Below are 21,738 nucleotides of genomic sequence, written 5' to 3' on the forward strand. Positions count from 1 at the left end.
AAAATTGCGCCAACCTAACGGAGTCCCTGACTTTGCCGGTCCACCCTTGAGGCATAACCATCCAGGCACGAACCCAGCACCCGTGAGAAGGAAAGAATCACAGGCCGACCACACGATTCTGAGGGGGGATCACATTGAGTATCAGTTCGAATCACTGCACACACGGTGTCACGCACCGGTTCCAGTATTATCTTGGTCATGGCCAGGCCTGCGGTGAGGGTTCCCGTCACCGGTATTGCACGTACAGCACTGGATACCGCATGGGACCGGATCTTCTTCCTGGTCGGTGGTGTCGCCGCCGTCTGGTTGACGTACCTTCTCCTTGAGCTCAGCTTCCAGTGGGGCTGGGGCCAGATCTGGTTCACCTTCATCTTCTGGGCCATGCTCGCCTATCTCGTCCTGCCAAGGCTCCATTCGATCCTGACCCGTATCTACGTGCCCGATTACTTCATCGGGCGGGCCCGCACCAGCGACGGCCTGCTGGGCGACCCCGTGAACGTCGCCCTGCTCGGCACCGAAGCGCGGCTGCACCAGGCGATGCGCCGCGCGGGGTGGACCATCGCCGACGACGTGACCCTGGCCACCAGCTGGAGAATCGTCACCTCCACGCTCCTGCGCCGCAGCTACCTCGAGGCCCCGGTCAGCCCGCTTTTCCTGTTCGGCCGGCAGCAGGATTTCGCCTACCAGCAGGAAATGGACGGAAGTCCCGGCAAGCGCCACCACGTCCGTTTTTGGCATTGCCCTCCCGGGTGGCTACTGCCCGGCGGGCTGGCCGTGGACTGGCTGGCCGCCGGCACGTACGACCGCAGGGTCGGTTTCTCGCTGTTCACCCTCCAGATCACCCACAAGATCGACGAGCACACGGACGATGAGCGGGACCACATCGTCAAGACCATTTCCGACGCCGAGCCGTCCGCTGCCGTCAGGGTGGTCCGGGACTTCTCCACCGGTTACCACACGCGGAACGGCGGGGGCGATGAGATCGCGACGGACGGCGACCTCCCCATCGTCGACCTCCGCGGAACGCCGGCGCCCGGCGGCGCAGCTCCCCGCCTCCCGAGCGACAGCCGGAACAAGCGCCCCGCACCCACCATCATCGGCGCGGCCCTCGTCGCCGGACGTGCAGTGGCCGCAGCGGCTCTGGCCATGTCCATCGCACTCTTCCCCGACGAGCACCTGGAGCCGCTCCTTCAGCCCGGTGCCGGCGCGGGTGCCGATCCCGGGCTTACGTTGGTGCAGGCCCAGCTCGTTCTGTACTTTGGCCTGGCAGCGGTGGTCCTCTTCGCCCTCACGGAATTGCTGCTCGCCTGGCTGGTTTTCCTGGGCCGTAACTGGGCGAGGACTCTGACCATGGCCGTGAGCACTGTCGCGATCGGCCTTCAGGTCATTGACGTGGCCCGCGGCGGTCCCGGGATCACGCTGCAGACCAACCTCCCTGGCCTCACGCTGGATATCCTGCTCATCCTCGCCCTTTCGAGCCAGCGGTCGCGCGTGTATGCCCGCCGCGACCGTAAAGAGCCGAAGCGGATCTCGGCCCGCCCCGGCGGGCGCGCCGCCATCTGAAGGCGCGCCGCCATCTGAAGGCGCGCCGCCAAGTGAAGGCGCCCGCCGCTGAGAGCAGGGACAGTCAGACGGTGGAGGGGTCCGTGTTGGCGCCGCACAGGATAACGGCAACGCGTTCGCCCTCCGCCGGAACGTACGCCCCCGAGGTCAGCGCGGCATACGCGGCCGCGGCACCGTGCTCCACGACCATCCGGTACTCGGCCCACAGCAGCGAGCGCGCGGCGACGATCTCGTCGTCGGACACCAGCACGCTCTTCACACCTGTCCTGACCGCCACTTCAAAGCCGATCTGTCCGATCCGCCGCGCCCCCAGGGAATCCGCCGCGATCCCGGCGACGGCCACGTCCACCGGGGCTCCCGCCTCGAGGGCAGCACGGAGTGTCGGGGCGGTGACGGGCTCCACGCCCACGACATTGGCCAGGCCTTCGACGGCGGCCGCGATCCCGGCCATCAGGCCCCCGCCGCCCACAGCCACCATCACGGTGTCCACGCCGCCCAGCTGTTCCAGGAGTTCCGAACCGACCGTGCCGGCACCCGCGGCAATCTCCGGCTGGTCGTAAGCGTGGCAGTACACGGCTCCGGTTTCGGCTGCATACGCGATGGCGGCGTCGTAGGCGACGGCGTATTCGGCGCCGCGCTGGATGACGGAAGCCCCGGATTCCTTGAGCTTCTTCACCTTCATGGCGGGGGCGTTCTCCGGGACGAAGACGGCGGCCGGCACTCCGGCCTGCGCAGCGGCATAGGCGTTGGCGAGGCCGGCATTGCCGCCGGAGGCCACCACGATTCCGACGTCCTCCTTCAGCTCCCCGCGTTCACGGCAGGCAAGCACCCGGTTGAACGCACCTCGCGCCTTGAACGTCCCGGTGTGCTGCATGAACTCGCACTTCAGCCATACGTTCCCGGGAAAGCTCCCCTGGTCCGCTGCTATCACCGGGGTGCGGCGCACCAGCCCGGCAATCCTGGCAGCGGCTTCATCGACGTCAGTTCGCGTGATCATTTCATCCCCGGGTGGCAGTGTTGAGTGGTTCGGTGGCGCGGCCGCCGTAGTCGTGGCCGATCCGCCGGGCGGCGTCCTGCAGGAGCGGCACCACCGTTTTTTCGATGGCCTCCGCGGGCAACCTGTGGGTCTGGAGGGAAACGTTGACTGCCGCAACCACGTCGTTGCCGCGCCAGACCGGAACGGCCACGCCGCGGAGGCCTTCCTCCAGTTCCTGCGAAACCATGGACCATCCCCTGGCGCGGGCCTGTTCCACTTCGGCCTGCAACTGCTCGAGGCTTCCGATCGACCGCTCGGTGAACCGCTGCAGCTGCACGGAATCGAAGTACGTTTTCAGTTCGGCGTCGGACAAAGCACCCAGCAGCACGCGCCCCATGGAGGTGGCCCAGGCGGGGAACCTCGTGCCCACGCTGATGGAGACACTCAGGAGCCTGGGTGACGGGACGCAGGCAACGTAGATCACGTCGGTGGCGTCGAGGATGCACAGGGACGTTGTTTCGTTGAGTTCCGCGGCCAGCGATTTGAGGTGACGCTCCGCGATCCTCGGGAGCGCCAGGTTTGCCAGGAATGACTGCCCGATGTCCAACGACCGTGGAGTCAGTTCGAAGTACGGGCCGTCGGCGCGAAGGTAGCCCAGGTCCGTCAGCGTCAGCAGGAACCGCCGGGCGGAGGCCCTGGTCATGTCGGACTTCGCAGCGACCAGGGAGACGGTCAGCCGGGGCTCGTCCGGGGCGAAGGCGCGCAGTACGTCAAAGGCCTTCTCCACCGACTTCACGTAGTACGCGGGATGCTCCGCCATGGAATCGCTTGCCCTCCCTGAAGCTCACTTTCGGCGCCACGCAGGCGCTCGGCCGCAGGCTTATTTCGATCATATCCGGATGAACCACGACGTCGGCCCGCGTCAGGGAGGCATGGCCCCTGCGGAGGCGCTTGGCGGAGTCCGCGGAAGGTCAGTTTTTCGCTTGGAGGGCGTAAGTGTTTGGCCCAGAAGGGTTCCGGTCGCCGGCGCCAGTCCAAGGATGGGAATCATGGCGGCTGCCTGGGCGCGCAAGTGGTCCCCGCCGTCGGCGCACTCCACGCTCTGCGCCCTCGCGCTGGCGATGGTGGCCGTCACGTGCCCCGCGTAGACGAAGTCATAGACAAACGCGTCCGGGGACAGTTTCGCCCGCCCCCATGCCGGTTCATCGTCGTTTCCCTTGCCGATGGGGGTGGCGTTCACGATCAACGATGCCTGGGGAGCCTGGTCCTGGGCCTCTGCCCAGGTCACCGAGCTGGCGTCCATGCCCAGGCTGGCGGCCAGGTCCAACAGCTGCTGTGACGCCTGCGGATCCCTGTCGGTTACGGTGACCTTGCCCGTCAGCCCCCTCAGCGCGATCAGCGCCGCCCGTGCGGCTCCGCCCGCCCCCAGCATGAGGGCGTGCCGCTGGTGCCGGTTGCCGAGGAGTTCGGCGACGGCGGTGATGTCCGTGTTGTGCGCGGTGAGCGTCCGGCCTCGCCGGACCAGCATGTTGGAGGCTCCGCTGAGCCTGACCTGCCCCGTTACGGTGTCAGCCGTGCGGGCGGCCCATTGCTTATGGGGCATGGTGACGTTGGCGGCCACGACGTCGGCCCCCAGCAAGGCGGCGCGCACACCCGCCATGTCCTGCCCGGCCGGCACGTCCCACGCCTCATACGTCCAGCTGCTGCCGAGCTGTTCGAACACCGGGCTCCACAGTCCGGGGGACATTGCCCTCGAGGCTTCCGAGCCGATGAGGAACAAGCGGTATCCGGGCGTTTGGTTTTCCATGGTGACACCTCTCAGTTGGGAGACTCAGTTCGGGAGGCGTTGTGAGGCGCCTCACACTGCGGTACGCTATTCCATAATCGCATACCGCACAGCTGTTCGGAATGCGCACAATTTGGATCGCACCCCCATGCATCGGAGCATCCGTCTTTCAGTGTGGAAGGACCCTCAGAATGACCAATCTTGCAACCGCCGAAACCGCAGAGGCGCAGCGCAGGCTCAAGCGGGCCAAGAAGGCCGCGCTGGCCGCGTTCCTCGGCGGCGCCCTGGAGTACTACGACTTCTTCATCTACGCCACGGCGGCATCGCTGATCTTTTCGAAGATCTTCTTCCCCTCGGGTGACGCCACCGTCGCGCTGCTCGCCTCCTTCGCCACCTTCGGCGTGGCCTATGTGGCCCGCCCCTTCGGCGCAGTCTTCTTTGGCCACCTCGGCGACAAAATCGGACGCAAGGCAACGCTGGTGCTCACCCTCGTGCTGATGGGTGCTGCGACATTCCTGATCGGCGCACTGCCTGACTTCAACACGGCCGGCTACTGGGCGCCCGCCCTGCTGGTGCTGCTCCGCCTCATGCAGGGCCTCTCGGCGGGCGCTGAAACCGCGGGGGCCTCGGCCCTGACCACGGAGGAAGCTCCCACGGGCCGGCGCGGCTTCTTCGCCAGCTTCGCGATGAGCGGCATTTCCTTCGGCATCGTGCTGGCCTCCCTGGCCTTCCTTCCGGTGGCCGCCATGAACGAAGCGGACCGGCTTGCATGGGGCTGGCGCATCCCGTTCTGGCTCTCCGTCTTCGTGCTCTTCGTTGCCTACATGGTCCGCCGTTCGCTGGAGGAACCTGAGGTCTTCGAGGAGAAGCACGATCACGGCGAGCTGGTGAAGCTGCCCTTCGCCAAGATGTTCAAGACCCACCCGGCGCAGTTCTTCCAGGTGGCCCTGATGTCCTTCGAAACCGTCACCAACACCTTTATGCAGTCCTTCGGGCTGGCCTACGCGGTGTCAGTTGGCGTGGACGCTGCCACCATGCTGTGGGTCAGCATCCTGGGCAACGTGATCGCCATCGCCACCCAGCCCCTGATGGCCTCACTGTCGGATAAGTTCGGCCGGCGCAAGGTCTTCATCAGCGGCGTGGTCGGCTCGGGCATCATGATCTTCGTGTACTTCTCGGTCATCTCCACCGGCAACATCCCCATGATCTTCCTGGCAAGTACCCTGATCACCGCGGGAACGTACGCCGCATCCAACTCCGTCTACCCGGCGTGGTTCTCCGAGCTGTTCAACGTCAAGGTGCGCTACTCCGGGATGGCCATCGGGCTGCAGATCGGCATCCTGTGCGCCGGTTTCACCCCGCTGCTGGGAACCGCCCTTGTGGGTGCCACCAAGGCCAACTGGGGTCCTGCTGCCTGGATCGTGGCGGCGTCCTCGCTGCTGGCAGTCGCCGGCGCACTGTGGGCCCGCGAAACCCACAAAACGCCGCTGCGCGAACTGGGCAACCCGGTCCGCTGACGCATCAGTGGTTGAGCCTGTTGAAACCCTGGTGGTTGAGCTTGCCGCCCCCCCCGATCTCGACAAGCTCGATCACCGGCGGCAGTTCGATCACCGGGCGGGACGCTCGGTCACCAACGCCGGAGCCGGGCCAGCAGCGTGGCGGCGAGCAGCGCCGTCGTAATTTCCAGGGCGACGATGGCCAGCAATCCTTCGGCCGCGGATCCGGCCGGCCCTGCTGCCGGCAGGGCAGCCGCCCCGTGGCTGTGGCCGGCCGCCCCGCTACCGGCCACAGCACCACCCAGGAGCAGGGCGGCGTGCAGCACCGCCATGGCCAGCCCGCATGCCATCACCTGCCGCAGGGAACCAGCCCTTCCATCGCGCCAGATGTGGACAGCGCAGGGCACGCAGACTCCCACCATGGCCAGCATCAGCAAATTCAGCCACAGCCCGTGGTGGCTGCAAGCGACGAGCCAGAGGTGCACCAGGCAGGATGCGGCCGTCGCAGCGGCGACAACGCGGGAGTGGACCACGCGGCGGGGGCGGAGGACGGGGCCTGCGGCGCTGCCCCATCCCCGAAGGGCTGTCACGGCGTCAGCCTAGCCGTGGCAGTGGCCGCCCGCCGGCTGCGAACCGGCGGGCACATCGAGGACGGGGCTGCGGTCAAAGAACCCTTCGGGGCGCAGCTTGAAGCCGACGGTGTCCACCGGCATGATGGGCCAGTCTTCGGTCCGCGGGAAGTGCGTCAGGCCGAAGGTGTGCCACACCACGATGTCCTGGCCGTCGATGTCCCGGTCCTGGGCGACGTAGGCCGGCAGGCCCGCTCCCCCGACGTGCTGGTTCACGAAGTCCCCGCTGGGGTAGCGCTCGCCTTCCGCGAAACGGGTGACCCACAGGTCCTTCGTGGCGAACGCGGCCCGCTGCGCTATGGACGAGCCCGGATCGGCGAGCAGCGTGGGCTGGCCCTGGGCGTGAAGCTTGTAGCCCACGGGCTCGCCGAGCCTGTTGCGCGAGTCCGGGTTGGAGATGATCCAGGTGCGGCCGTTGCGCGCGTCAGCCTCACGGACGCCTTCCGATTCACGGGCCAGCAGGGTGCGCCGCCGCGAGAAGGCGTTCCCCCGTTCGTTGCCCTCCCCCATCGGCTGCCGGACAACGTCCTCCTCCTCGACCCGGTTGGTGAACCCGTCGATCGCCATGTCCAGGCGGGCACTGAACAGGTGCTGGTGGAAGGGCGCGCCCAGCCCGGGAGCCAGCTGGGAAATGTTGGCGGAGCCGCCCTCGGGGTAGGCACTGGTGAACACGACGCCGGTGGCTTTGGCCTCGAACTCGATGGTGCCGTCGAGGTACAGGTACCAGTAGAAGCCGTAGTCGTAGTTGCCGATGGTGGTGAAGAAGGAGATGACCAGTCGGCGGTTCCGGCGAGTGTAGGTGACGCCCGACCAGAGATCACTGTGCTTGGCCAGGATTCCCCAGTCCTCTTCATGCATGCAGATGCCGTTGCGGATTTCGCGGGGGTTGCCGAAGGCGTCGCTGATCACCGGGCTGAGGTAGGTGATGTCGCCGAGGCAGTCGCATCCGAGTTCAAGCGAGTTGGCGTACTGGCCTACGAGGTACTCCCCCGTGTCGAAGTAGTTCTGCCAGGACCTGATGGGTGAGGGGTCGCCGTACGGGACCACCATCTCGGCGATCGATGCCCGATTGATGATGGGGCGCTTCCGCCCGCCGTCCCGGAAGGCGATGTTGTGCAGCACCACGCCTTCGCGGACATCGAAGCCGACGTCCAGGCTCCACTTTTCCCACTCCACGTGGTTGCCGCCGGCGACGGTGAAGCTGGGCCCTTCGGGCTGCGTGATGCTGATGGGCTTCTGGGTGGTGCGGAGCGGGCCGGTCAGCTCCGGGTCGGTGTAGTTGCCGTGTTCCGCGGGAACCGGGAAGATGCCGGTGTCCAGCACCTGGGTCACCGTCTTGCTGACGACGTCGACGTATGCCACGAGGCCGTCGACCGGATGCGCCCAGGCGCTGTCCCCGGGGAATTCCTGGACGAACGCGAGGCCCCTGAGGATCCTGCGGCCCTTCTCCTCCGGGTATTCGAAGACGCCAGCGGACAGAGGGGCAACGCGCACCTTGCTGACGTCCAGTTCACGTGCCGCGAGCGCGCTGAGCCACCGTTCGTCGGAGGCAAGGAGTTCCTCGACGACCTCGAACTCCTCCTCGAGAACAGGGAGTTCACCCGTCACGGAAGTGTCCAGCTCGACGGCGGAAACCACCGCGCCGTACGTAGCGGAAACGGTGATGTCCAGGGGCCGGGCTCCGGCCACGTCGTGGATGAAGACCCGGAAGCGGCGGTCCTCGGAATCCGGCGCGGCGTCCCGGGCCGGATCCAGCAGGCCCAGGTAGGCGATCCGCTTCTCCGCGCCCAGCAGGCCCTCGGCGCGGAGGATACTCTGCACCTCGGTGATTTCGGCACTCGTGGCCAGGCGGTACGGGGTCACTACGTCTGTGATTGAGGGCGTCATTGCGGCCTTTGGTCGGGGACCCGGAAGGGTCGGTTTTTTATTTTCTATGTCTGTAGAGAATAAGCGTCCGTAAGATGTGCCACAAGGGTCCGACGCCAAATATTTCCGGGGAGTGCAGCTACGTGCCAAAGATTGTTGACCACGATGTTCGCCGGCTTGAGCTGGTTGACGCGACCTGGCGGATCATCGCCCGGCTGGGCATCGAGGGCGCCACGATGCGCGAAATTGCCACCGAAGCCGGCTTTGCCAACGGCGCGCTCAAGCCCTACTTCCCCACCAAGGACACCCTCCTGACATTTGCGTTCAGCCACGTCTTCAACAGGACCAACGAGCGGATCGAGGCGGTCACCGCCGGCAGATCGGGGATCGCTGCGCTGCGGGCGTTCTGCGTGGAGGTGCTGCCGCTCGACGAGGAGCGCATCAACGAAGCACGGATCGTGATCCCGTTTTGGCAGAAGGCCGTCAACGACGCCGGAAAGGCCGCCATCCACCGGGAATCCATGGAGCAGTGGCATGCAGCGCTGCTGGGACACCTCGCGGAGGCGAGGGAAAGCGGCGAGCTGACAACCGGCGTCGCCGACGCCGCCCTCGCCGGCCACCTGCTGAACATGCTCCTCGGCGCCCAGATATCTGCCGCACTGGCGCCCGAGGGCCAGGCGGACCTCGGACTGAGTGAACAGCTGGAGGGCTTCCTGGCGCTGCTGACCCGTTAGCCTTGAACCTCAGGATCCCATCCCCCGGACTGCGACGACCGGGGATAACCAACCAGGAGACGCCGGCTGTGACCATCCCAAAGGAAATCGACACGCCGGAGGTCATGGTTGACCTGGACATACTCGAGCGGAACATCGACCGCATGGCATCGGCCGTCCGGGCGAAAGGCCTAAGCCTGCGCCCGCACGCCAAAACGCATAAGATCCCCGAGATCGCCGCCCGCCAGATCGCCGCGGGAGCCTCGGGCCTGACCGTGGCAACCATCGGCGAAGCGGAAGTGTTCGCAGCCGCGGGTGTCGATGACCTGTTCATCGCCTATCCGCTCTGGGTTTCTCCACAAAAAGCCGACCGGCTTCGGCGCCTGTCGGAAACTGCACAAATCGCCGTCGGCGTGGATTCCGCGGCAGGGGCGGCCATGCTGGGAACCGGGCTGGGGAAGGCGGCCGGGAGCGTGAGCGTTCTCGTGGAGGTCGACAGCGGCCACCACCGGAGCGGCGTCAGTCCGGAGGCAGTGGCGCCGGTCGCCGAAGCAGCGGCGCGCGCCGGGCTGAAGGTCGCGGGAGTCTTCACCTTCCCCGGTCACAGTTATGCACCCGGCATGCCGGTCGAGGCGGCCCGGCAGGAGCAGCGGGCCCTGCAACAGGCGTCCGAAGTTCTTGCCGCGGCGGGGTTCGACATCACGCGCCGAAGCGGCGGTTCCACCCCGACGGCAATGCTGACTGGGAATTCGGTTGCCACCGAGGTGCGTCCGGGCGTCTATGTCTTTGGCGACGCCCAGCAGCTGGAGCTGGGGCGGTGCGCCGTGGAGGACATCGCACTGACGGTGGCGGCCACGGTGGTCAGCCATCATGAAACCCCGGCGGCCGGTCCCGCACGTTTCATCATCGACGCCGGCAGCAAGGTTCTCGGCAGCGATCGGCCGGCGTGGGCAAGCGGCTTCGGACGGCTGATCGACCAGCCCGATGCCCGGATCACCGCACTGTCGGAGCACCATGCCACCGTCGAGTGGCCCGAGCGCGGGACCATGCCGGCCATCGGGCAGCGGCTGCGCGTCATCCCCAACCATGTGTGCCTCGCGATAAACCTGGTCGACGACGTCGCAGTCACCAGCCGCGGCGAGCTCGTGGACCGGTGGGCCGTGGCTGCCCGCGGAAAGAACAAGTGATGACGAAGCCGGCCGGGAAATCTTTTTTCGACATGTGTTGAAAAAAGATGACACTGCGGACCTTCGGCGCTAACCTGAAATGACTGTGTTCCAGGACACAGTATTGGGGACCCACTTCAGATGGCCATCCGTCGTCAGGAACATCCATGTCTGCAACAACAGCCCGTCCCGCGTGCCAGGACCTCACCTCCAGCGTGGCCGCCTCGTTTGACCACTGGAGGCATCTGGTAGCCCAGTCCTTCGTCCCGCTGCTCGCCGAGACGGACGACGCCGGCACGTTCCGCGGCCGGATGCGGTCCCGCGTGCTGGACCGCCTGTGCATCGTGGAGGTGTCGGCCACATCCCACAGCGTGCACCGCACCCCGGCCCTCTTGGCGCAATCAGACCAGCGCTACTTCAAACTCAATCTCCAGCTGGAGGGAACCGGGCTTCTCATCCAGGACAACCGCGAGGCGGTGCTGCGGCCCGGAGATCTTGCCATCTATGACACCAACCGGCCGTACACGCTCGCCTTTGAAGAACAGGCCCGGATGATGGTGGTCATGTTCCCGCACGACTCACTCTCATTGCCGCCCGACTATGTGGGGCAGCTCTCGGCGGTCCGGCTGTCAGCCGGCAGCGGCCTGACGGGGATCGTGGGTCCGTTTATTGCCCAGCTCGCCCAGAACCTGGAGGCCCTCAGCGGCCCCAGCGGTTCCCGGCTGGCCACCAACGCGCTCGATCTCGTGTCCACCATGCTGCACTCGGAACTGGCCATGGCGCCGGACAGGATGAAGCCCCAGGCAGTGCTGGCAACGTCGGTCCGCGAGTACATCGAGGCCAACCTGGCGGACCCGGACCTGTCGCCGGCCAGCATCGCGGCTGCGCACTTCATCTCCACCCGGCACCTGCACAACGTGTTCCACGAATCAGGCTCGACCGTTGCCAGCTGGATCAGGAGCAAGCGGCTGGAGCATATCCGCCGCGACCTGCGGGACCCCCTGCACTCCGGCACCTCGGTGGGGGCCGTCGCGGCACGCTGGGGGTTCCTGGACGCGGCCCATTTCAGCCGCACCTTCCGCGAAGCATTCGGCCAGTCCCCCACCGACTGGCGGCGGTCAGCCCGGGACCAGGCCTAGATGAGCCCCTGGGCGAGCATCGCATCGGCCACCTTGACGAATCCGGCGATGTTCGCGCCCGCCACGTAGTTTCCCGGGGCGCCGTACTCGTCCGCGGTCGCTGCGCAGCGGTCGTGGATCCCCACCATGATGTCGGTCAGCCGCTGTTCCGTGTGCTCAAAGCTCCAGGAATCCCGGCTCGCGTTCTGCTGCATCTCGAGGGCTGACGTGGCCACGCCGCCCGCATTCGCGGCCTTGCCCGGGGCGAACATCACACCGGCATCCTGGAACACCGCCACGGCCTCACGGGTAGGCGGCATGTTGGCGCCTTCGCCGACGGCGAGCAGTCCGTTGCGGACCAGCCGGGCGGCAGCGTCGCCGTCGAGCTCGTTCTGCGTGGCGCACGGCAGCGCCACGGTGGCGTCGACGTCCCACACGGAGCCGCCGTCGACATAGGAGACTCCGGGGCGGCGGACCTCATAGTCCTTGAGGCGTCCGCGTTCCACTTCCTTGATCTGGCGGAGCAGGCCGACGTCGATTCCCGCCTCATCAACGACGTGGCCGGAGGAATCGGAACAGGTGGAACCGCAGGCCGCCCTTGTAGGGTCCCAGCGCGGAGTTGAACTCCACGCGGAAGCCGCGGTTGATCTGCACCCGGCCGGCATCGTCCATCCACGGCACCCGGAAGATGATCTGCCGCTCGGGCTCGCAAAGCCGCTCCAGCACCGCGCCCTCAAGGAATTCAGGGTGGCGGTCGTGCACCGGGCCCAAGCTTTCGAACACCTCGGTAACAGCTTGGTGGAACTCGGCTTCGCCCGCGTTCCTGGCCAGGACCGTGTCCCGGATGGCTTCAAGCCGCGCGTCCATGCAAATCTCCTCGTTTTGCTCCCCCGCTGCGGGGGCTGCCATCTGTCCGCACTGTTCGCAGCGCGGCGCGCCTGGTTTCCATCCAACGGATTGCGACCGACGCTCCCGCGGGCAGTTCCGCAGCCAGGCGTTAGTATTCCGTATTGTGATACTAACATTTCATACAATGAAATTACGGTCTGCGATGACGCTGCGTAGGGAAGCTCACCCGTGACTCACATCTGCCTCCTTCTCTCGGGAGCTGCGCTGTTGATCAACGGGCTGGCGTCGCTGGGCACACTCCCCCGCCGGGACGCGGCCGTATTCAGCCTGGCCATCGGCAGCATTCAGCTGGCCCTGGGCGTCACCTATTTGGGTACGGCCCCTCCTGGTGTTGACGGCGGCGGCCAGCAACTGCTTCTCGGCGCGGCCGGGATGTTCCTGTTCGGTCTGACGTACGCCTATGTGGGGCTGGATTACCTGCTGGCACTCGGGTCCAGGGGCCTCGGCTGGTTCTGCGGTGTGGTGGGCGCGTGCGGACTCCTGCTCGCTGCCGCCTGGTCCGCGGCGGATACTTTCCTGGCAGTCCTATGGCTCTGCTGGAGCTATCTGTGGATGCTGTTCTTCCTTCAACTGGCGTTGGGCCTCGCGCGCCTGACGCCGCTGGTTGGCTGGTCCCTCGTCCTCACCAGCCAGGCGTCGGCCACGGTGCCGGCGTTCATGGGGCTGACCGGCCGGTGGCCTGGCGAACCGGAGATCGCAGCGGGAGCCGCTGCATCCCTGCTGGCGCTATTGCTGCTTGCCGGCGGCCTCGCCTGGCGCGGGCGGCACCAAACCGCTGCCCGCGCCGCCGCCGCCGCCGTCGAAAGTCCGTTACCCGGCGAACTCAGGCTCTAGGATCCGGGCCCGCTTCTCCACGCGGACTTCCACCAGCACGCCCGCCACGAAGAGCACCGGGACTGCTGCCAGGAGTGCCACGGCGGTTTCGGTGCTTCCCCCGATCAGGGACGTGAAGTTGCTGACCACGAGGTAAAGCACCCAGGCGAGCAGCACGGATGCCAGCACCGGGGCTATCAGCGTCTGCCAGGACTGCCCCGGCACCGGCTCCCGGCGGAAATAGGCGACGACGGCCAGCGAGGACAGCATGTACAGCACCAGCAGTGCCGCAACAGCGAGTCCGCTGAACCAGGAGAAGAGAGTCAGCACCGGGTCCATGGCCAGCAGCGCAAACGGCGCCACGAGAAGCACGGCCACCGCCGTCTGGATCCAGGCCGCCACCGCGGGCGCGCGGTACTTGTTGGTCCGCGCCACGATTGCGGGCATGGAGCCGCGCAGCGCCAGCGAATGAAGGTAGCGGTTGATGCCGTTGTGGAAGGCAATGATGCCGGCCAGCAGGGACGTCACCAGCAGGACGCCGGCGGTGACGCCTGCCCACGGTCCGAACATCTCAACGAGCGGGCCGATCACGAACGAGGTCGCGTCGCCGGACTCGAGTGCAGCCCCTGCCGCGTCGGCAACGTGGGACGGACCGTAGAAGCTGACCAGCATCCAGGTGATGAAGGAGAAGAAGACGGCGATGATGCCCACGGAGAGATACGTGGCCCGCGCAACGGTCCGGTGCGGGTCCTTGGCTTCGGCGGAGTAGATGGCCGTGGATTCGAAGCCGAACATGGAGGCCACCGCGAACATGATGGCAACGCCGGGAGCTCCGCTGGCGATGGCTTCCGGCGCGAACGAGGCCGCGAGGTCCAGCCCTTCGGGGCCGCCGCCCTTGAACAGGACGGTGAATCCGAACATCAGCAGAATAGCAACTTCCAGGCCCACCAGGACCGCAAGGACGCGGGCGCCCAGCTCGATGTTCATGGATCCCAGGACCTGGACACCGGCCATGGTGACCAGCGCGAGCAGCCACCAGGGAACCGTTAGCCCGGCGGATGCCAGGAGGCCGGAGAATGCGGCACCGTATAGCCCGTACATCGCGGCCTGCACGGTGCTGTAGGCCAGCAGGGCCAGCCACGCCGCCCCGGCGCCGACCTTCCGCCCGAACGCTGCTGTGACATAGGCGTAAAAGGCACCGTTGGTCTGCACCTTCCGGCTCATGGCCACAAAGCCGACGGCGAAGATCACAATGACGATGCCGACGACGAGGTAGGCGCCCGGGGCGCCGGCACCGTTGCCGAGCGCGGCCGCCAGGGGTGCTGCTCCGACGATTCCGGTCAGCGGGGCCTGGGCGGACAGGACAAAGAAGAGAATGCCCAGCACACCGATGCTGCCGGCGCGCAGGGCGGTGGAGTGTTCCTGGCGTGGACTGGATTCTGCTGTCCGGGACTCGGAATTGGAAATACTCATTTGATCCTTCTTAACGGTCATGAGTGTTGGGAAAGGTTCTTGGGGGGCGACGGCGCCGGTTTGTCTGTGGGCTGTTTCGCAGGGTGAGGGCCGCGCAAGCGGGCTGCGCCGTGACATCCAGAATGGCACTGATGTCCGGGGGCGTCTTGTCAAGCAGCGATCAGTTATTGTTCCTGAGCGCAGTCACGCCGGGGACTGCCGGTTTGCCAGCATGGACTAAGCGCCTTTGGCGGCCTCCATGCCGCTTTCGATGGCACCGTCGATAAATCCGCCCCAGCCGTTGGCGATATCGGAGCCGGCAAACAGGATCCGGCCGTGTGCCGCCTGCATGGCCCGGACGCTGTTTGCTGCCCTTGACGGCCTGGTTCTCCAGTACCTCGCGGGAGTGGATCGCGCCCTTATCGCCGCGTCGCTTGAGGAAGTTCACGACGTACTGCTGCTTCGGACCGGCGCCGGCGGGCAGGCTTAGGCGCCGCCCGGACGCAGCTGTTCGCCTGGCGTCAAGAGCCGTTCGCGGATACACAAGACGCCCCGGAGGCAGCCGGGGCAGACTCGAGACATAGCCTCAGGCCATGCTGGCCGGTGCGCATTGCCTACTCGAAGTGGAGTACCCCATGGAAACTTACGACGCCCTCCTGGCCTCGATCACCCCGGACTCGGGCGAAACCCGGACCATCCTTGACCCCGCCACCGGCACCATTGTCGGAGAAGCACCCGTGCACACCGTCGAGGACCTGGAGCGGGCCATCACTGCCGCCGAGACAGCCCAGCCGGGCTGGGCTGCCCTGGGCCACGAGGCCCGGAGCGCCGCGCTGCTCAAGGCGGCGGACGCCGTCGAACGCTCCGCCGAAGAACTCGCCCGGCTGCTCTCCCGCGAGCAGGGCAAACCCCTGAACGGCCCCAACGCCCGCTTCGAAGTCGGCGCCTGCGCCGCTTGGCTCCGCGCCACCGCCGCCACCGTGCTCAACCCCGAAATCGTGGTGGACGACGGCGAAACGTACGCCGAACTGCACTACAAGCCCATCGGCGTCGTCGGCGCCATCGGCCCGTGGAACTGGCCCATGATGATCACCATCTGGCAGATCGCCCCCGCCCTCCGGATGGGCAACACCGTGGTGGTCAAGCCCTCCAAGATGACCCCGCTGTCCGTCCTTGCCCTGGCCAAGGTCCTCAACGAGGAGCTCCCCGACGGCGTCCTCACCATCGTCTCGGGGGACCGCGAGGTGGGTGCCCGCCTGGCCGAACACCCCGCCGTCGGAAAGATCATGTTCACCGGCTCCACCGCCGCCGGCCGGGCCATCATCAAATCCTCCGCGGACACCGTCAAGCGCCTCACGCTGGAACTGGGCGGCAACGACGCCGGCATCGTCCTGCCCGACGCCGACCCCAAAGCCATCGCCGAAGGCCTCTTCTGGGGCGCCTTCATCAACACCGGCCAGACCTGCGCCGCACTGAAGCGCCTCTATGTACACGACGACATCTACGACGCCGTATGCGAGGAGCTCACCAAGGTCGCCGCCGCCATGCCGATGGGCGTGGGCCTCGACGAGAACAACGTCCTGGGACCGCTGCAGAACAGGGCGCAGTACGACATCGTGGCCGGGCTCGTGGAAGCGGCCAGGGAATCCGGCGCCCGGATCCTGCTGGGCGGCAACCCGGACCCCGACCAGCCCGGACACTTCTACCCCGCCACGCTCGTGGCCGACATCGACAACGACAACCCGCTGGTCGCCGAGGAGCAGTTCGGCCCCGCCCTGCCGATCATCCGCTACGGCACCGTGGACGAAGCCGTGGCCAAGGCCAACGCGCTCGACGTCGGACTCGGCGCCTCCGTCTGGTCCCCGGACATCGCCGCCGCACGCCAGGTCGCTGCCCGGATCCAGGCCGGCACGGTGTGGATCAACAAGCACGGCGCCGTCGACCCCCGCGTTCCCTTCGGCGGAGCCAAGCAGTCCGGCTACGGCCTGGAATTCGGCGTCGAAGGCCTCAAGGCCCTCGGCGTGCCGCAGGTCATCAACGGCTAAGTTTTCCGGCGCTGCATGACGACGGCGACGGGCCGGGGCGCCAAAAGCACCCGGCCCTTAGTCCCGGGAAAACCTGCGGCAGTGGCAGCAGCATTAGGCCTGGACGAGCAGCCCCGTAGCGAACATCATGGCGATTCCGAGGATGACTCCGGTGGCGGTCAGCGGCGTAAGTGTCCGGCCGGTTCCGTCCTTGAGCATGGGCAGCAGTTTGATGGCGACCTGGCCGACAGCTCCGGCGCCCAGCCCCAGGAGGAATGCGGCGAGGGTGGGCTGGTAGACCGTGGCTCCTATCAGGGATCCGAGCACCGCGGGCGCCCCGGCAATGAGCCCCAGCAGCGCGAGGCGTCCGAACGGTGGGCGTTCCCTGGCCAGCGGCGTGACGATGGCGAGGCCTTCGGTGGTGTTGTGAACGGCGAAGCCGACGATAAGTGACGCGCCGAGGGCCAGTGACCCGACGGCATAGGCCGATCCGATCGCCAGGCCTTCGCCGAGGTTGTGCATTCCGATGCCGATGGCGATCAGCAAAGCCAACGTGCCGGGTGCGAGCGCGGCCGGCTCACCAGTGGTGAGAACGTTCCGGTGCCCGCGCATCCAGGCGTCGGCGGCTTCCAGCATCAGGTAGGCGATGACGGCACCGAGGATGACGACGAGCGGACCTCCGAAGGAGGCGTTCCCGGAGACAAGTCCGAAGGCTTCGAGCGTGGCGTCGAAGGTCAGGAAGGCCAGCAGCCCGATGGTAAATCCAATGAGCCCCCGCACCCAGGCCGCGGATGAACGCCGCACGAATGGCATCCAGAGCATTCCCATGGCCACGGGAATGACACCCACGTAGATTCCCAGCAGCGCCATAAGCCCGAAGAAGGAGCTGTCGCGCTCGGGGCTCAGCGAGGCAGCGTCGATGCCAGCGGTGATCTTGCCGCCGACGGAGGTCACGAGCGCCAGCTCGTAGGGGTCCCCGTCCACCCAGTTATAGCTGACGGTGATGGTGCTGGCCTCCATCGGGGCCATGGTGTCCCGGGTCTGGGTGAAGGCCGCGTAGTAGTCGGAGACGTTGACCTGGGCGATGGCCACAGGGTCCGGCCCCTCGTTGCGGACCGTGAGGATTATCTGGCCAGGCGTGAGGCGGATGCCCTCCACCGCGACCTCTTCCTTGGGAGGAATCCCCTGGCCGAGCCGGGACAGTCCGGGTCCGTTCAGCAAGGAGAACAGGCCCAGGAGGACTGCTATGAGCACCAGGGGCCCCAGTCCGAGCAGCCAGCGAGGCTTCGGTCGCCTCAGTGCGGTGCCGCCTTGAGTGGTTGTCTCAGGGATGTCTGTCCGTGTCATGATGCGCTCACCTCGAAGAAGCCCATCCAGCCCAGTTCAGCGAATTCGGTCTTGTGCGCGTGGAACATGTACTTGCCCGGGTACGGGAAGCGAAGCTCCAGCATGCCGCGCTGCCCCTGCACCTGCGAGACGGTGTCCGTGTATTCGCTCGGGGTCAGCATCGTTCCGGTCGGGTAGTAGTGGAAGAAGTTCGCGTGTATGTGGAACGAGTTGATGGGGTCGTATTCCAGCACGTTGATCAGGTGGATCCGGACCAGTTCGTTCTGCTTGACCTGCACGGGGAAGTCCATGAAATGGAAGGGCAGGCCGTTGACCGAATAAAACTCGTTGTCGTCTCCCCCGTCGGTGTTGTACCCGTTCATCACCATGACCATTTCATTGTCGGCCTTCGGGCGGCCCTTCTTGGGCTCGATGATGAAGCCGCCGTAGAGGCCCTTGGCGATGTGCGGAGCCAGGGGCGACTGGTGGCAGTGGTACAGGTGGGTGCCGAAGGGCGTGGCATCGAATTCATAGGTGAAGCTCTGCCCGGGGGCAATGGATCCGGCCCCGATGCCGGGGGTGCCGTCCATCTCGGCCCGGTGGATCCCGTGGAAGTGAATGGTGTGCGGGTGCGCACCGGCGTTGGTGAAGTGGATCCGCAGCGCATCCCCTTCGCGGGCCCAGAGCGTCGGTCCGGGGATCCGGCCGTTGTAGCTCCAGCCCGGGAATGTCACACCGGGGGCGATCTCGAAGTCCTTATCCACCGCGACGATGTCCCATTCCCGCAGCGTCTGGCCATCAGCCAGGGTGCTGGTCTTGCCGCGGTCAAAGTCGTGAAGGATTGCGGTGGGGTCGATGCCGGCCCGCTCAGGCAGCACGGAACCACCGGCGAATCCTGCATGCCCGGCGTGGTTTCCCGTATGGGCAGGGTGGTGACCGGCCGCAGCATGCCCCGGATCCTGCACTGCCCCGGGCACCCACGACGCCAGGGCGGGCACGGCGGCGAGCGCCGCGGCGCCGGAGAGCATGGTCCTCCGGCTCGGCCGCGCGCCTGCGGCTGATTCAGGCCACCGCTCCATCGGATCTCCAATGAGAGAACAATTTTGTTAGGCCAGTCTAACATTCATGTTCTGTTGGTAGTATCGGATCATGAGCGTCTCCGAACTTAGTTCCGCCGCCCAGGACTACCTCAAGATGATTTGGTCGGCCACGGAATGGTCGGCGACCCCGATCACCGTCGGGGCGATGGCAGAGCGGATGGGCGTGAAGCCGTCCACCGTATCGGACGGGATCAGGCGGCTCGCCAAACAGGGGCTGGTCACCCACGCGCCGTATGGAAGTATCGAGCTGACCCGGACGGGGAACGATCACGCGGTCGAAATGGTGCGCAGGCACCGGCTCCTGGAGACATTCCTCGTGAAAGTTCTGGGTTATGGCTGGGACGAGGTGCACGATGAGGCTGAGATTCTCGAGCATGCCGTTTCGGCCACGATGATCACGCGCATTGATGAACTGCTCGGGCACCCGGTCCGCGATCCCCACGGGGATCCGATACCGTCGCCGGACGGCCAGCTGCGCCCGCCGCAGGGAGTCCGGCTGGCCGCCGTGGATCCGGACAGGCCGCTGACGATCACCAGGATTTCCGATGCTGATCCGGATATGCTGCGGTACTTCACCGAGCTCGGACTGGCACCGGATACCCGGCTCACCGTACTGGCTCACCGCCCGTACGCCGACGTCACGACGATCCGCCTGCCGGACCGCGACCTGGACATTGACCTGGGCCCGTCAGCAGCAGAATCCATCTGGGTCATCGCCAGCTAGCCCGACAAGCGGACGCGCGGCGCGCGCCTCAGGAAGCGCTTCCCGTCACACTGTCTCGGACAGTCCTGCCCGCAGGAGCGGCGCGAAGAACGTGGCGAGCTCGGCTGCCGCCGTGAGCGGCAGGACGTTCGCCACGTACTGGTCCGGGCGCACCACCACGACGACGCCGCCACGATCAAGGCCGCGCAGTTCGAAGATGTCGGCAGTGGGATCGGTGCCGTAGACGTTCTCCAGGTAGGTGAGCTTGAACGGGCCGACTTCCGGCTTGAACACCGCCGGGACTGTGCCGATGTCGATGCCCGTGTGGTCCTGCTGGTAGATGACCTTCACATCGAACCAGGCGTCGCGGTCGGCGCCTTCGGGTGTGGCGGCGAGCGGCGAGTCCGTCGCGCTCGCCAGCCATGCGGCCAGGTCCGCGGTCGGCGAGGAGGCGCCCGCAACGGCCGCGTCGGCGAAGACGTAGATCCGCCACCTGCCGTCCGCCTTCGCCTGGTGGCCCAGGTGCACCGGGTTGGTGTCGCAGACCCGCACAACGGGCGCGGACTTGAAGCGCTTGCCGATGGTGAACCCGGCGGCCAGGTCCTGGTGCGTCGGCTCGCCGATGAGCACGGACGGGGCGTACTGGGTCATGAACCCGGCGGGGAACTCGGCGGTGTTTACGTAGAAGTCCTCGAGCTCGGAGGGGCTATCAAATTCCTCGGGCTTCTTCGCCATGAGCGTGGACCACTCCTTGTCGAAGTCGATGAGGTTCTTCGCAATGACCTGGCGCTCGGCCGAGTAGGTGGACAGCAGGCTCTCCGGGCTGCGGCCCTCAAGCACGTGGCCGAGCTTCCAGCCCAGGTTGAAGCCGTCCTGCATGGAGACGTTCATGCCCTGGCCGGCCTTGGCACTGTGCGTGTGGCAGGCGTCGCCGGTGATGAATACGCGGGGCGTGCGGCTGCCCCGCTCGTGCGGGAGGACGTCGTCGAACCGGTCGGTCAGGCGATGGCCCACCTCGTACACGCTGTGCCACGCGACGTTGCGTACGTCGAGCGTGTAGGGGTGGAGGATGTCGTTCGCCTTGGCGATGATCTGCTCAATGGTGGTGCTGCGGACGGCGCCCTTGTCATTGGGGTCCACTTCGCCGAGGTCGACGTACATGCGGAAGAGGTGGCCGCCTTCGCGCGGGATCAGCAGGATGCTGCCGCCCTGGCCGGACTGGATGGCACATTTCAGGCGGATGTCGGGGAAGTCCGTGGCGGCAAGGACGTCCATGACGCCCCAGGCGTGGTTGGCCTGGTCGCCGGCGAGCGTGCAGCCGATCGACTCGCGGACCTTGCTCCGCGCGCCGTCCGCGCCGACGACGTACTTGGCCCGGACAATGCGCTCCCGGCCTTCGTCGGGGCCTGCCGTGTGGATGAGGGTCACGGTGACCGGGTACTCGCCTTCACCGGTGACCTCGAGGCTCCGGAACTCATAGCCGTAGTCCGGCGCCATGCGGGCGGGCGAGTTTGCCATGAACTCCGCGAAGTAGTCCAGCACGCGGGCCTGGTTGACGATGAGGTGCGGGAATTCGCTGATGCCCGCCGGGTCGTCGATGGCGCGGGCGGCACGGACAATGCGGGAGTGATCCGCAGGGTCCGGCTTCCAGAATGCCATTTCGGTGATGCGGTATGCCTCGGCGATGATCCGCTCGGCGAAGCCGAAGGCCTGGAAGGTCTCGACGCTCCGGGCCTGGATGCCGTCGGCCTGGCCGATGGCGAGCCTGCCGCCGCGGCGCTCCACGATCCGCGTGGTGACGCCCGGGAACTGGGAGAGCTGCGCGGCGGTGAGCATGCCGGCGGGTCCGGTGCCCACAATGAGCACATCAACCTCGTCTGGAAGTTCGGCGGGCCGGTCGATGCCGACGCCGGCGGCGGGCTGGACTCGCGGGTCTCCGGATACGTAGCCGTGGTGGTGGAAATGCACGGGGTTTCCTCACTTCGTTGTGTGGCTGTCTAGGGCCGTCATTTGTGTTCGATATCAGAACTATGCGTTCGATAATAGAAATCTATTGCTGATCAAAAACTGTACGCAGATATGACCTGCGTTACAAGTG

19 protein-coding genes and 1 pseudogene are annotated in these 21,738 nt (G+C 66.5%); 9 read left to right on the forward strand and 11 right to left on the reverse strand.

Annotated features, from left to right (window positions below; genetic code table 11):
- The first annotated feature begins 198 nt into the window (after positions 1–198).
- Positions 199–1,563, forward strand: coding sequence for an LssY C-terminal domain-containing protein (locus ASG92_RS19165; RefSeq protein ID WP_056631819.1), 1,365 nt, complete (start codon positions 199–201; stop codon positions 1,561–1,563).
- Positions 1,564–1,627: 64 nt separating this feature from the next.
- On the opposite strand, the gene ASG92_RS19170 is transcribed toward ASG92_RS19165, so the two are convergent.
- The 3 genes from ASG92_RS19170 to ASG92_RS19180 all read right to left on the reverse strand — a co-directional run bounded on the left by ASG92_RS19170 (position 1,628) and on the right by ASG92_RS19180 (position 4,346).
- Positions 1,628–2,560 carry a threonine/serine dehydratase gene (locus tag ASG92_RS19170; protein WP_056631821.1) on the reverse strand — a complete coding sequence of 311 codons (933 nt, stop codon included), beginning with the start codon at positions 2,558–2,560 and terminating at the stop codon, positions 1,628–1,630.
- A 1-nt stretch (position 2,561) separates the two neighbouring features.
- A complete protein-coding gene (locus tag ASG92_RS19175) occupies positions 2,562–3,359 on the reverse strand; it encodes an IclR family transcriptional regulator C-terminal domain-containing protein (RefSeq protein WP_056631825.1) in 798 nt (265 codons plus the stop codon).
- Positions 3,360–3,461: 102 nt separating this feature from the next.
- On the reverse strand, positions 3,462–4,346 hold the full coding sequence (locus tag ASG92_RS19180) for a shikimate dehydrogenase (protein ID WP_082579603.1): 885 nt from the start codon (positions 4,344–4,346) through the stop codon (positions 3,462–3,464).
- Between the two features lie 170 nt (positions 4,347–4,516).
- On the opposite strand from ASG92_RS19180, the gene ASG92_RS19185 reads away from it, so the two are divergent.
- Positions 4,517–5,842, forward strand: coding sequence for an MFS transporter (locus ASG92_RS19185; RefSeq protein WP_056631828.1), 1,326 nt, complete (start codon positions 4,517–4,519; stop codon positions 5,840–5,842).
- A gap of 110 nt (positions 5,843–5,952) precedes the next feature.
- On the opposite strand, the gene ASG92_RS19190 is transcribed toward ASG92_RS19185, so the two are convergent.
- Positions 5,953–6,411, reverse strand: coding sequence for a hypothetical protein (locus tag ASG92_RS19190; protein ID WP_056631830.1), 459 nt, complete (start codon positions 6,409–6,411; stop codon positions 5,953–5,955).
- A gap of 9 nt (positions 6,412–6,420) precedes the next feature.
- Positions 6,421–8,337, reverse strand: coding sequence for a primary-amine oxidase (locus ASG92_RS19195; protein ID WP_056631832.1), 1,917 nt, complete (start codon positions 8,335–8,337; stop codon positions 6,421–6,423).
- 122 nt (positions 8,338–8,459) lie between these two features.
- Here ASG92_RS19195 and ASG92_RS19200 point away from each other — a divergent pair, with 122 nt between their 5' ends.
- The 3 genes from ASG92_RS19200 to ASG92_RS19210 all read left to right on the forward strand — a co-directional run bounded on the left by ASG92_RS19200 (position 8,460) and on the right by ASG92_RS19210 (position 11,334).
- A complete protein-coding gene (locus ASG92_RS19200) occupies positions 8,460–9,050 on the forward strand; it encodes a TetR/AcrR family transcriptional regulator (RefSeq protein WP_056631836.1) in 591 nt (196 codons plus the stop codon).
- Positions 9,051–9,118: 68 nt separating this feature from the next.
- Complete coding sequence (locus ASG92_RS19205) at positions 9,119–10,216, forward strand: D-TA family PLP-dependent enzyme (RefSeq protein WP_240987196.1); 1,098 nt, start codon at positions 9,119–9,121, stop codon at positions 10,214–10,216.
- Between the two features lie 146 nt (positions 10,217–10,362).
- Positions 10,363–11,334, forward strand: coding sequence for a helix-turn-helix domain-containing protein (locus ASG92_RS19210; protein ID WP_056631839.1), 972 nt, complete (start codon positions 10,363–10,365; stop codon positions 11,332–11,334).
- Here ASG92_RS19210 and ASG92_RS19215 read toward each other — a convergent pair.
- Positions 11,331–12,180: pseudogene (locus ASG92_RS19215) on the reverse strand (Glu/Leu/Phe/Val dehydrogenase dimerization domain-containing protein). The gene ASG92_RS19210 and the pseudogene ASG92_RS19215 sit on opposite strands and share 4 nt — an antisense overlap.
- 210 nt (positions 12,181–12,390) lie before the next feature.
- Between ASG92_RS19215 and ASG92_RS19220 the strand changes: the two are divergent.
- The gene (locus tag ASG92_RS19220) at positions 12,391–13,056 is read left to right on the forward strand and encodes an AmiS/UreI family transporter (protein WP_056631842.1); all 666 of its coding nucleotides are present in this window, start codon (positions 12,391–12,393) and stop codon (positions 13,054–13,056) included.
- On the opposite strand, the gene ASG92_RS19225 is transcribed toward ASG92_RS19220, so the two are convergent.
- Both ASG92_RS19225 and ASG92_RS28470 read right to left on the reverse strand, forming a co-directional pair.
- Positions 13,033–14,508, reverse strand: coding sequence for an APC family permease (locus tag ASG92_RS19225; protein ID WP_056631845.1), 1,476 nt, complete (start codon positions 14,506–14,508; stop codon positions 13,033–13,035). The two genes, ASG92_RS19220 and ASG92_RS19225, sit on opposite strands and share 24 nt — an antisense overlap.
- Positions 14,509–14,724: 216 nt before the next feature.
- A complete protein-coding gene (locus ASG92_RS28470; protein WP_157372280.1) occupies positions 14,725–14,838 on the reverse strand; it encodes an FAD-dependent oxidoreductase in 114 nt (37 codons plus the stop codon).
- Here ASG92_RS28470 and ASG92_RS27600 point away from each other — a divergent pair.
- A complete protein-coding gene (locus ASG92_RS27600) occupies positions 14,837–14,977 on the forward strand; it encodes a hypothetical protein (protein ID WP_240987197.1) in 141 nt (46 codons plus the stop codon). The genes ASG92_RS28470 and ASG92_RS27600 overlap by 2 nt on opposite strands.
- 145 nt (positions 14,978–15,122) lie before the next feature.
- A complete protein-coding gene (locus tag ASG92_RS19230; protein WP_056631852.1) occupies positions 15,123–16,532 on the forward strand; it encodes an aldehyde dehydrogenase family protein in 1,410 nt (469 codons plus the stop codon).
- A gap of 93 nt (positions 16,533–16,625) precedes the next feature.
- Here the strand turns inward: ASG92_RS19230 and ASG92_RS19235 are convergent, their stop codons facing one another.
- Positions 16,626–17,858 (reverse strand): metal transporter, encoded by a 1,233-nt coding sequence (locus ASG92_RS19235; protein WP_056631855.1) that lies wholly within the window; start codon positions 17,856–17,858, stop codon positions 16,626–16,628.
- Positions 17,855–18,916 (reverse strand): multicopper oxidase domain-containing protein, encoded by a 1,062-nt coding sequence (locus tag ASG92_RS19240; RefSeq protein ID WP_240987198.1) that lies wholly within the window; start codon positions 18,914–18,916, stop codon positions 17,855–17,857. Before ASG92_RS19240 ends, ASG92_RS19235 begins: the two co-directional genes overlap by 4 nt.
- Positions 18,917–18,986: 70 nt before the next feature.
- Between ASG92_RS19240 and ASG92_RS19245 the strand changes: the two genes are divergently transcribed.
- Entirely contained in the window at positions 18,987–19,661 is a 675-nt protein-coding gene (locus ASG92_RS19245; protein ID WP_056631859.1) for a metal-dependent transcriptional regulator, read from the forward strand.
- A gap of 45 nt (positions 19,662–19,706) precedes the next feature.
- On the opposite strand, the gene ASG92_RS19250 is transcribed toward ASG92_RS19245, so the two are convergent.
- The gene (locus ASG92_RS19250; RefSeq protein WP_056631861.1) at positions 19,707–21,608 is read right to left on the reverse strand and encodes an FAD-binding monooxygenase; all 1,902 of its coding nucleotides are present in this window, start codon (positions 21,606–21,608) and stop codon (positions 19,707–19,709) included.
- Positions 21,609–21,738: the final 130 nt, after the last annotated feature.

This window comes from Arthrobacter sp. Soil736 (genome assembly GCF_001428005.1).
Lineage (GTDB): Bacteria > Actinomycetota > Actinomycetes > Actinomycetales > Micrococcaceae > Arthrobacter.

What these genes read in the sequence shown, in the direction of transcription:
- ASG92_RS19165 (WP_056631819.1), top strand. Translation starts at nt 199, where the DNA reads ATGGCCAGGCCTGCGGTGAGGGTTCCCGTCACCGGTATTGCACGTACA.
- ASG92_RS19170 (WP_056631821.1), bottom strand. Translation starts at nt 2,560, where the DNA reads ATGATCACGCGAACTGACGTCGATGAAGCCGCTGCCAGGATTGCCGGG.
- ASG92_RS19175 (WP_056631825.1), bottom strand. Translation starts at nt 3,359, where the DNA reads ATGGCGGAGCATCCCGCGTACTACGTGAAGTCGGTGGAGAAGGCCTTT.
- ASG92_RS19180 (WP_082579603.1), bottom strand. Translation starts at nt 4,346, where the DNA reads ATGGAAAACCAAACGCCCGGATACCGCTTGTTCCTCATCGGCTCGGAA.
- ASG92_RS19185 (WP_056631828.1), top strand. Translation starts at nt 4,517, where the DNA reads ATGACCAATCTTGCAACCGCCGAAACCGCAGAGGCGCAGCGCAGGCTC.
- ASG92_RS19195 (WP_056631832.1), bottom strand. Translation starts at nt 8,337, where the DNA reads ATGACGCCCTCAATCACAGACGTAGTGACCCCGTACCGCCTGGCCACG.
- ASG92_RS19210 (WP_056631839.1), top strand. Translation starts at nt 10,363, where the DNA reads ATGTCTGCAACAACAGCCCGTCCCGCGTGCCAGGACCTCACCTCCAGC.
- ASG92_RS19225 (WP_056631845.1), bottom strand. Translation starts at nt 14,508, where the DNA reads ATGAGTATTTCCAATTCCGAGTCCCGGACAGCAGAATCCAGTCCACGC.
- ASG92_RS27600 (WP_240987197.1), top strand. Translation starts at nt 14,837, where the DNA reads ATGGCCCGGACGCTGTTTGCTGCCCTTGACGGCCTGGTTCTCCAGTAC.
- ASG92_RS28470 (WP_157372280.1), bottom strand. Translation starts at nt 14,838, where the DNA reads ATGCAGGCGGCACACGGCCGGATCCTGTTTGCCGGCTCCGATATCGCC.
- ASG92_RS19230 (WP_056631852.1), top strand. Translation starts at nt 15,123, where the DNA reads ATGGAAACTTACGACGCCCTCCTGGCCTCGATCACCCCGGACTCGGGC.
- ASG92_RS19235 (WP_056631855.1), bottom strand. Translation starts at nt 17,858, where the DNA reads ATGACACGGACAGACATCCCTGAGACAACCACTCAAGGCGGCACCGCA.
- ASG92_RS19240 (WP_240987198.1), bottom strand. Translation starts at nt 18,916, where the DNA reads ATGGAGCGGTGGCCTGAATCAGCCGCAGGCGCGCGGCCGAGCCGGAGG.
- ASG92_RS19245 (WP_056631859.1), top strand. Translation starts at nt 18,987, where the DNA reads ATGAGCGTCTCCGAACTTAGTTCCGCCGCCCAGGACTACCTCAAGATG.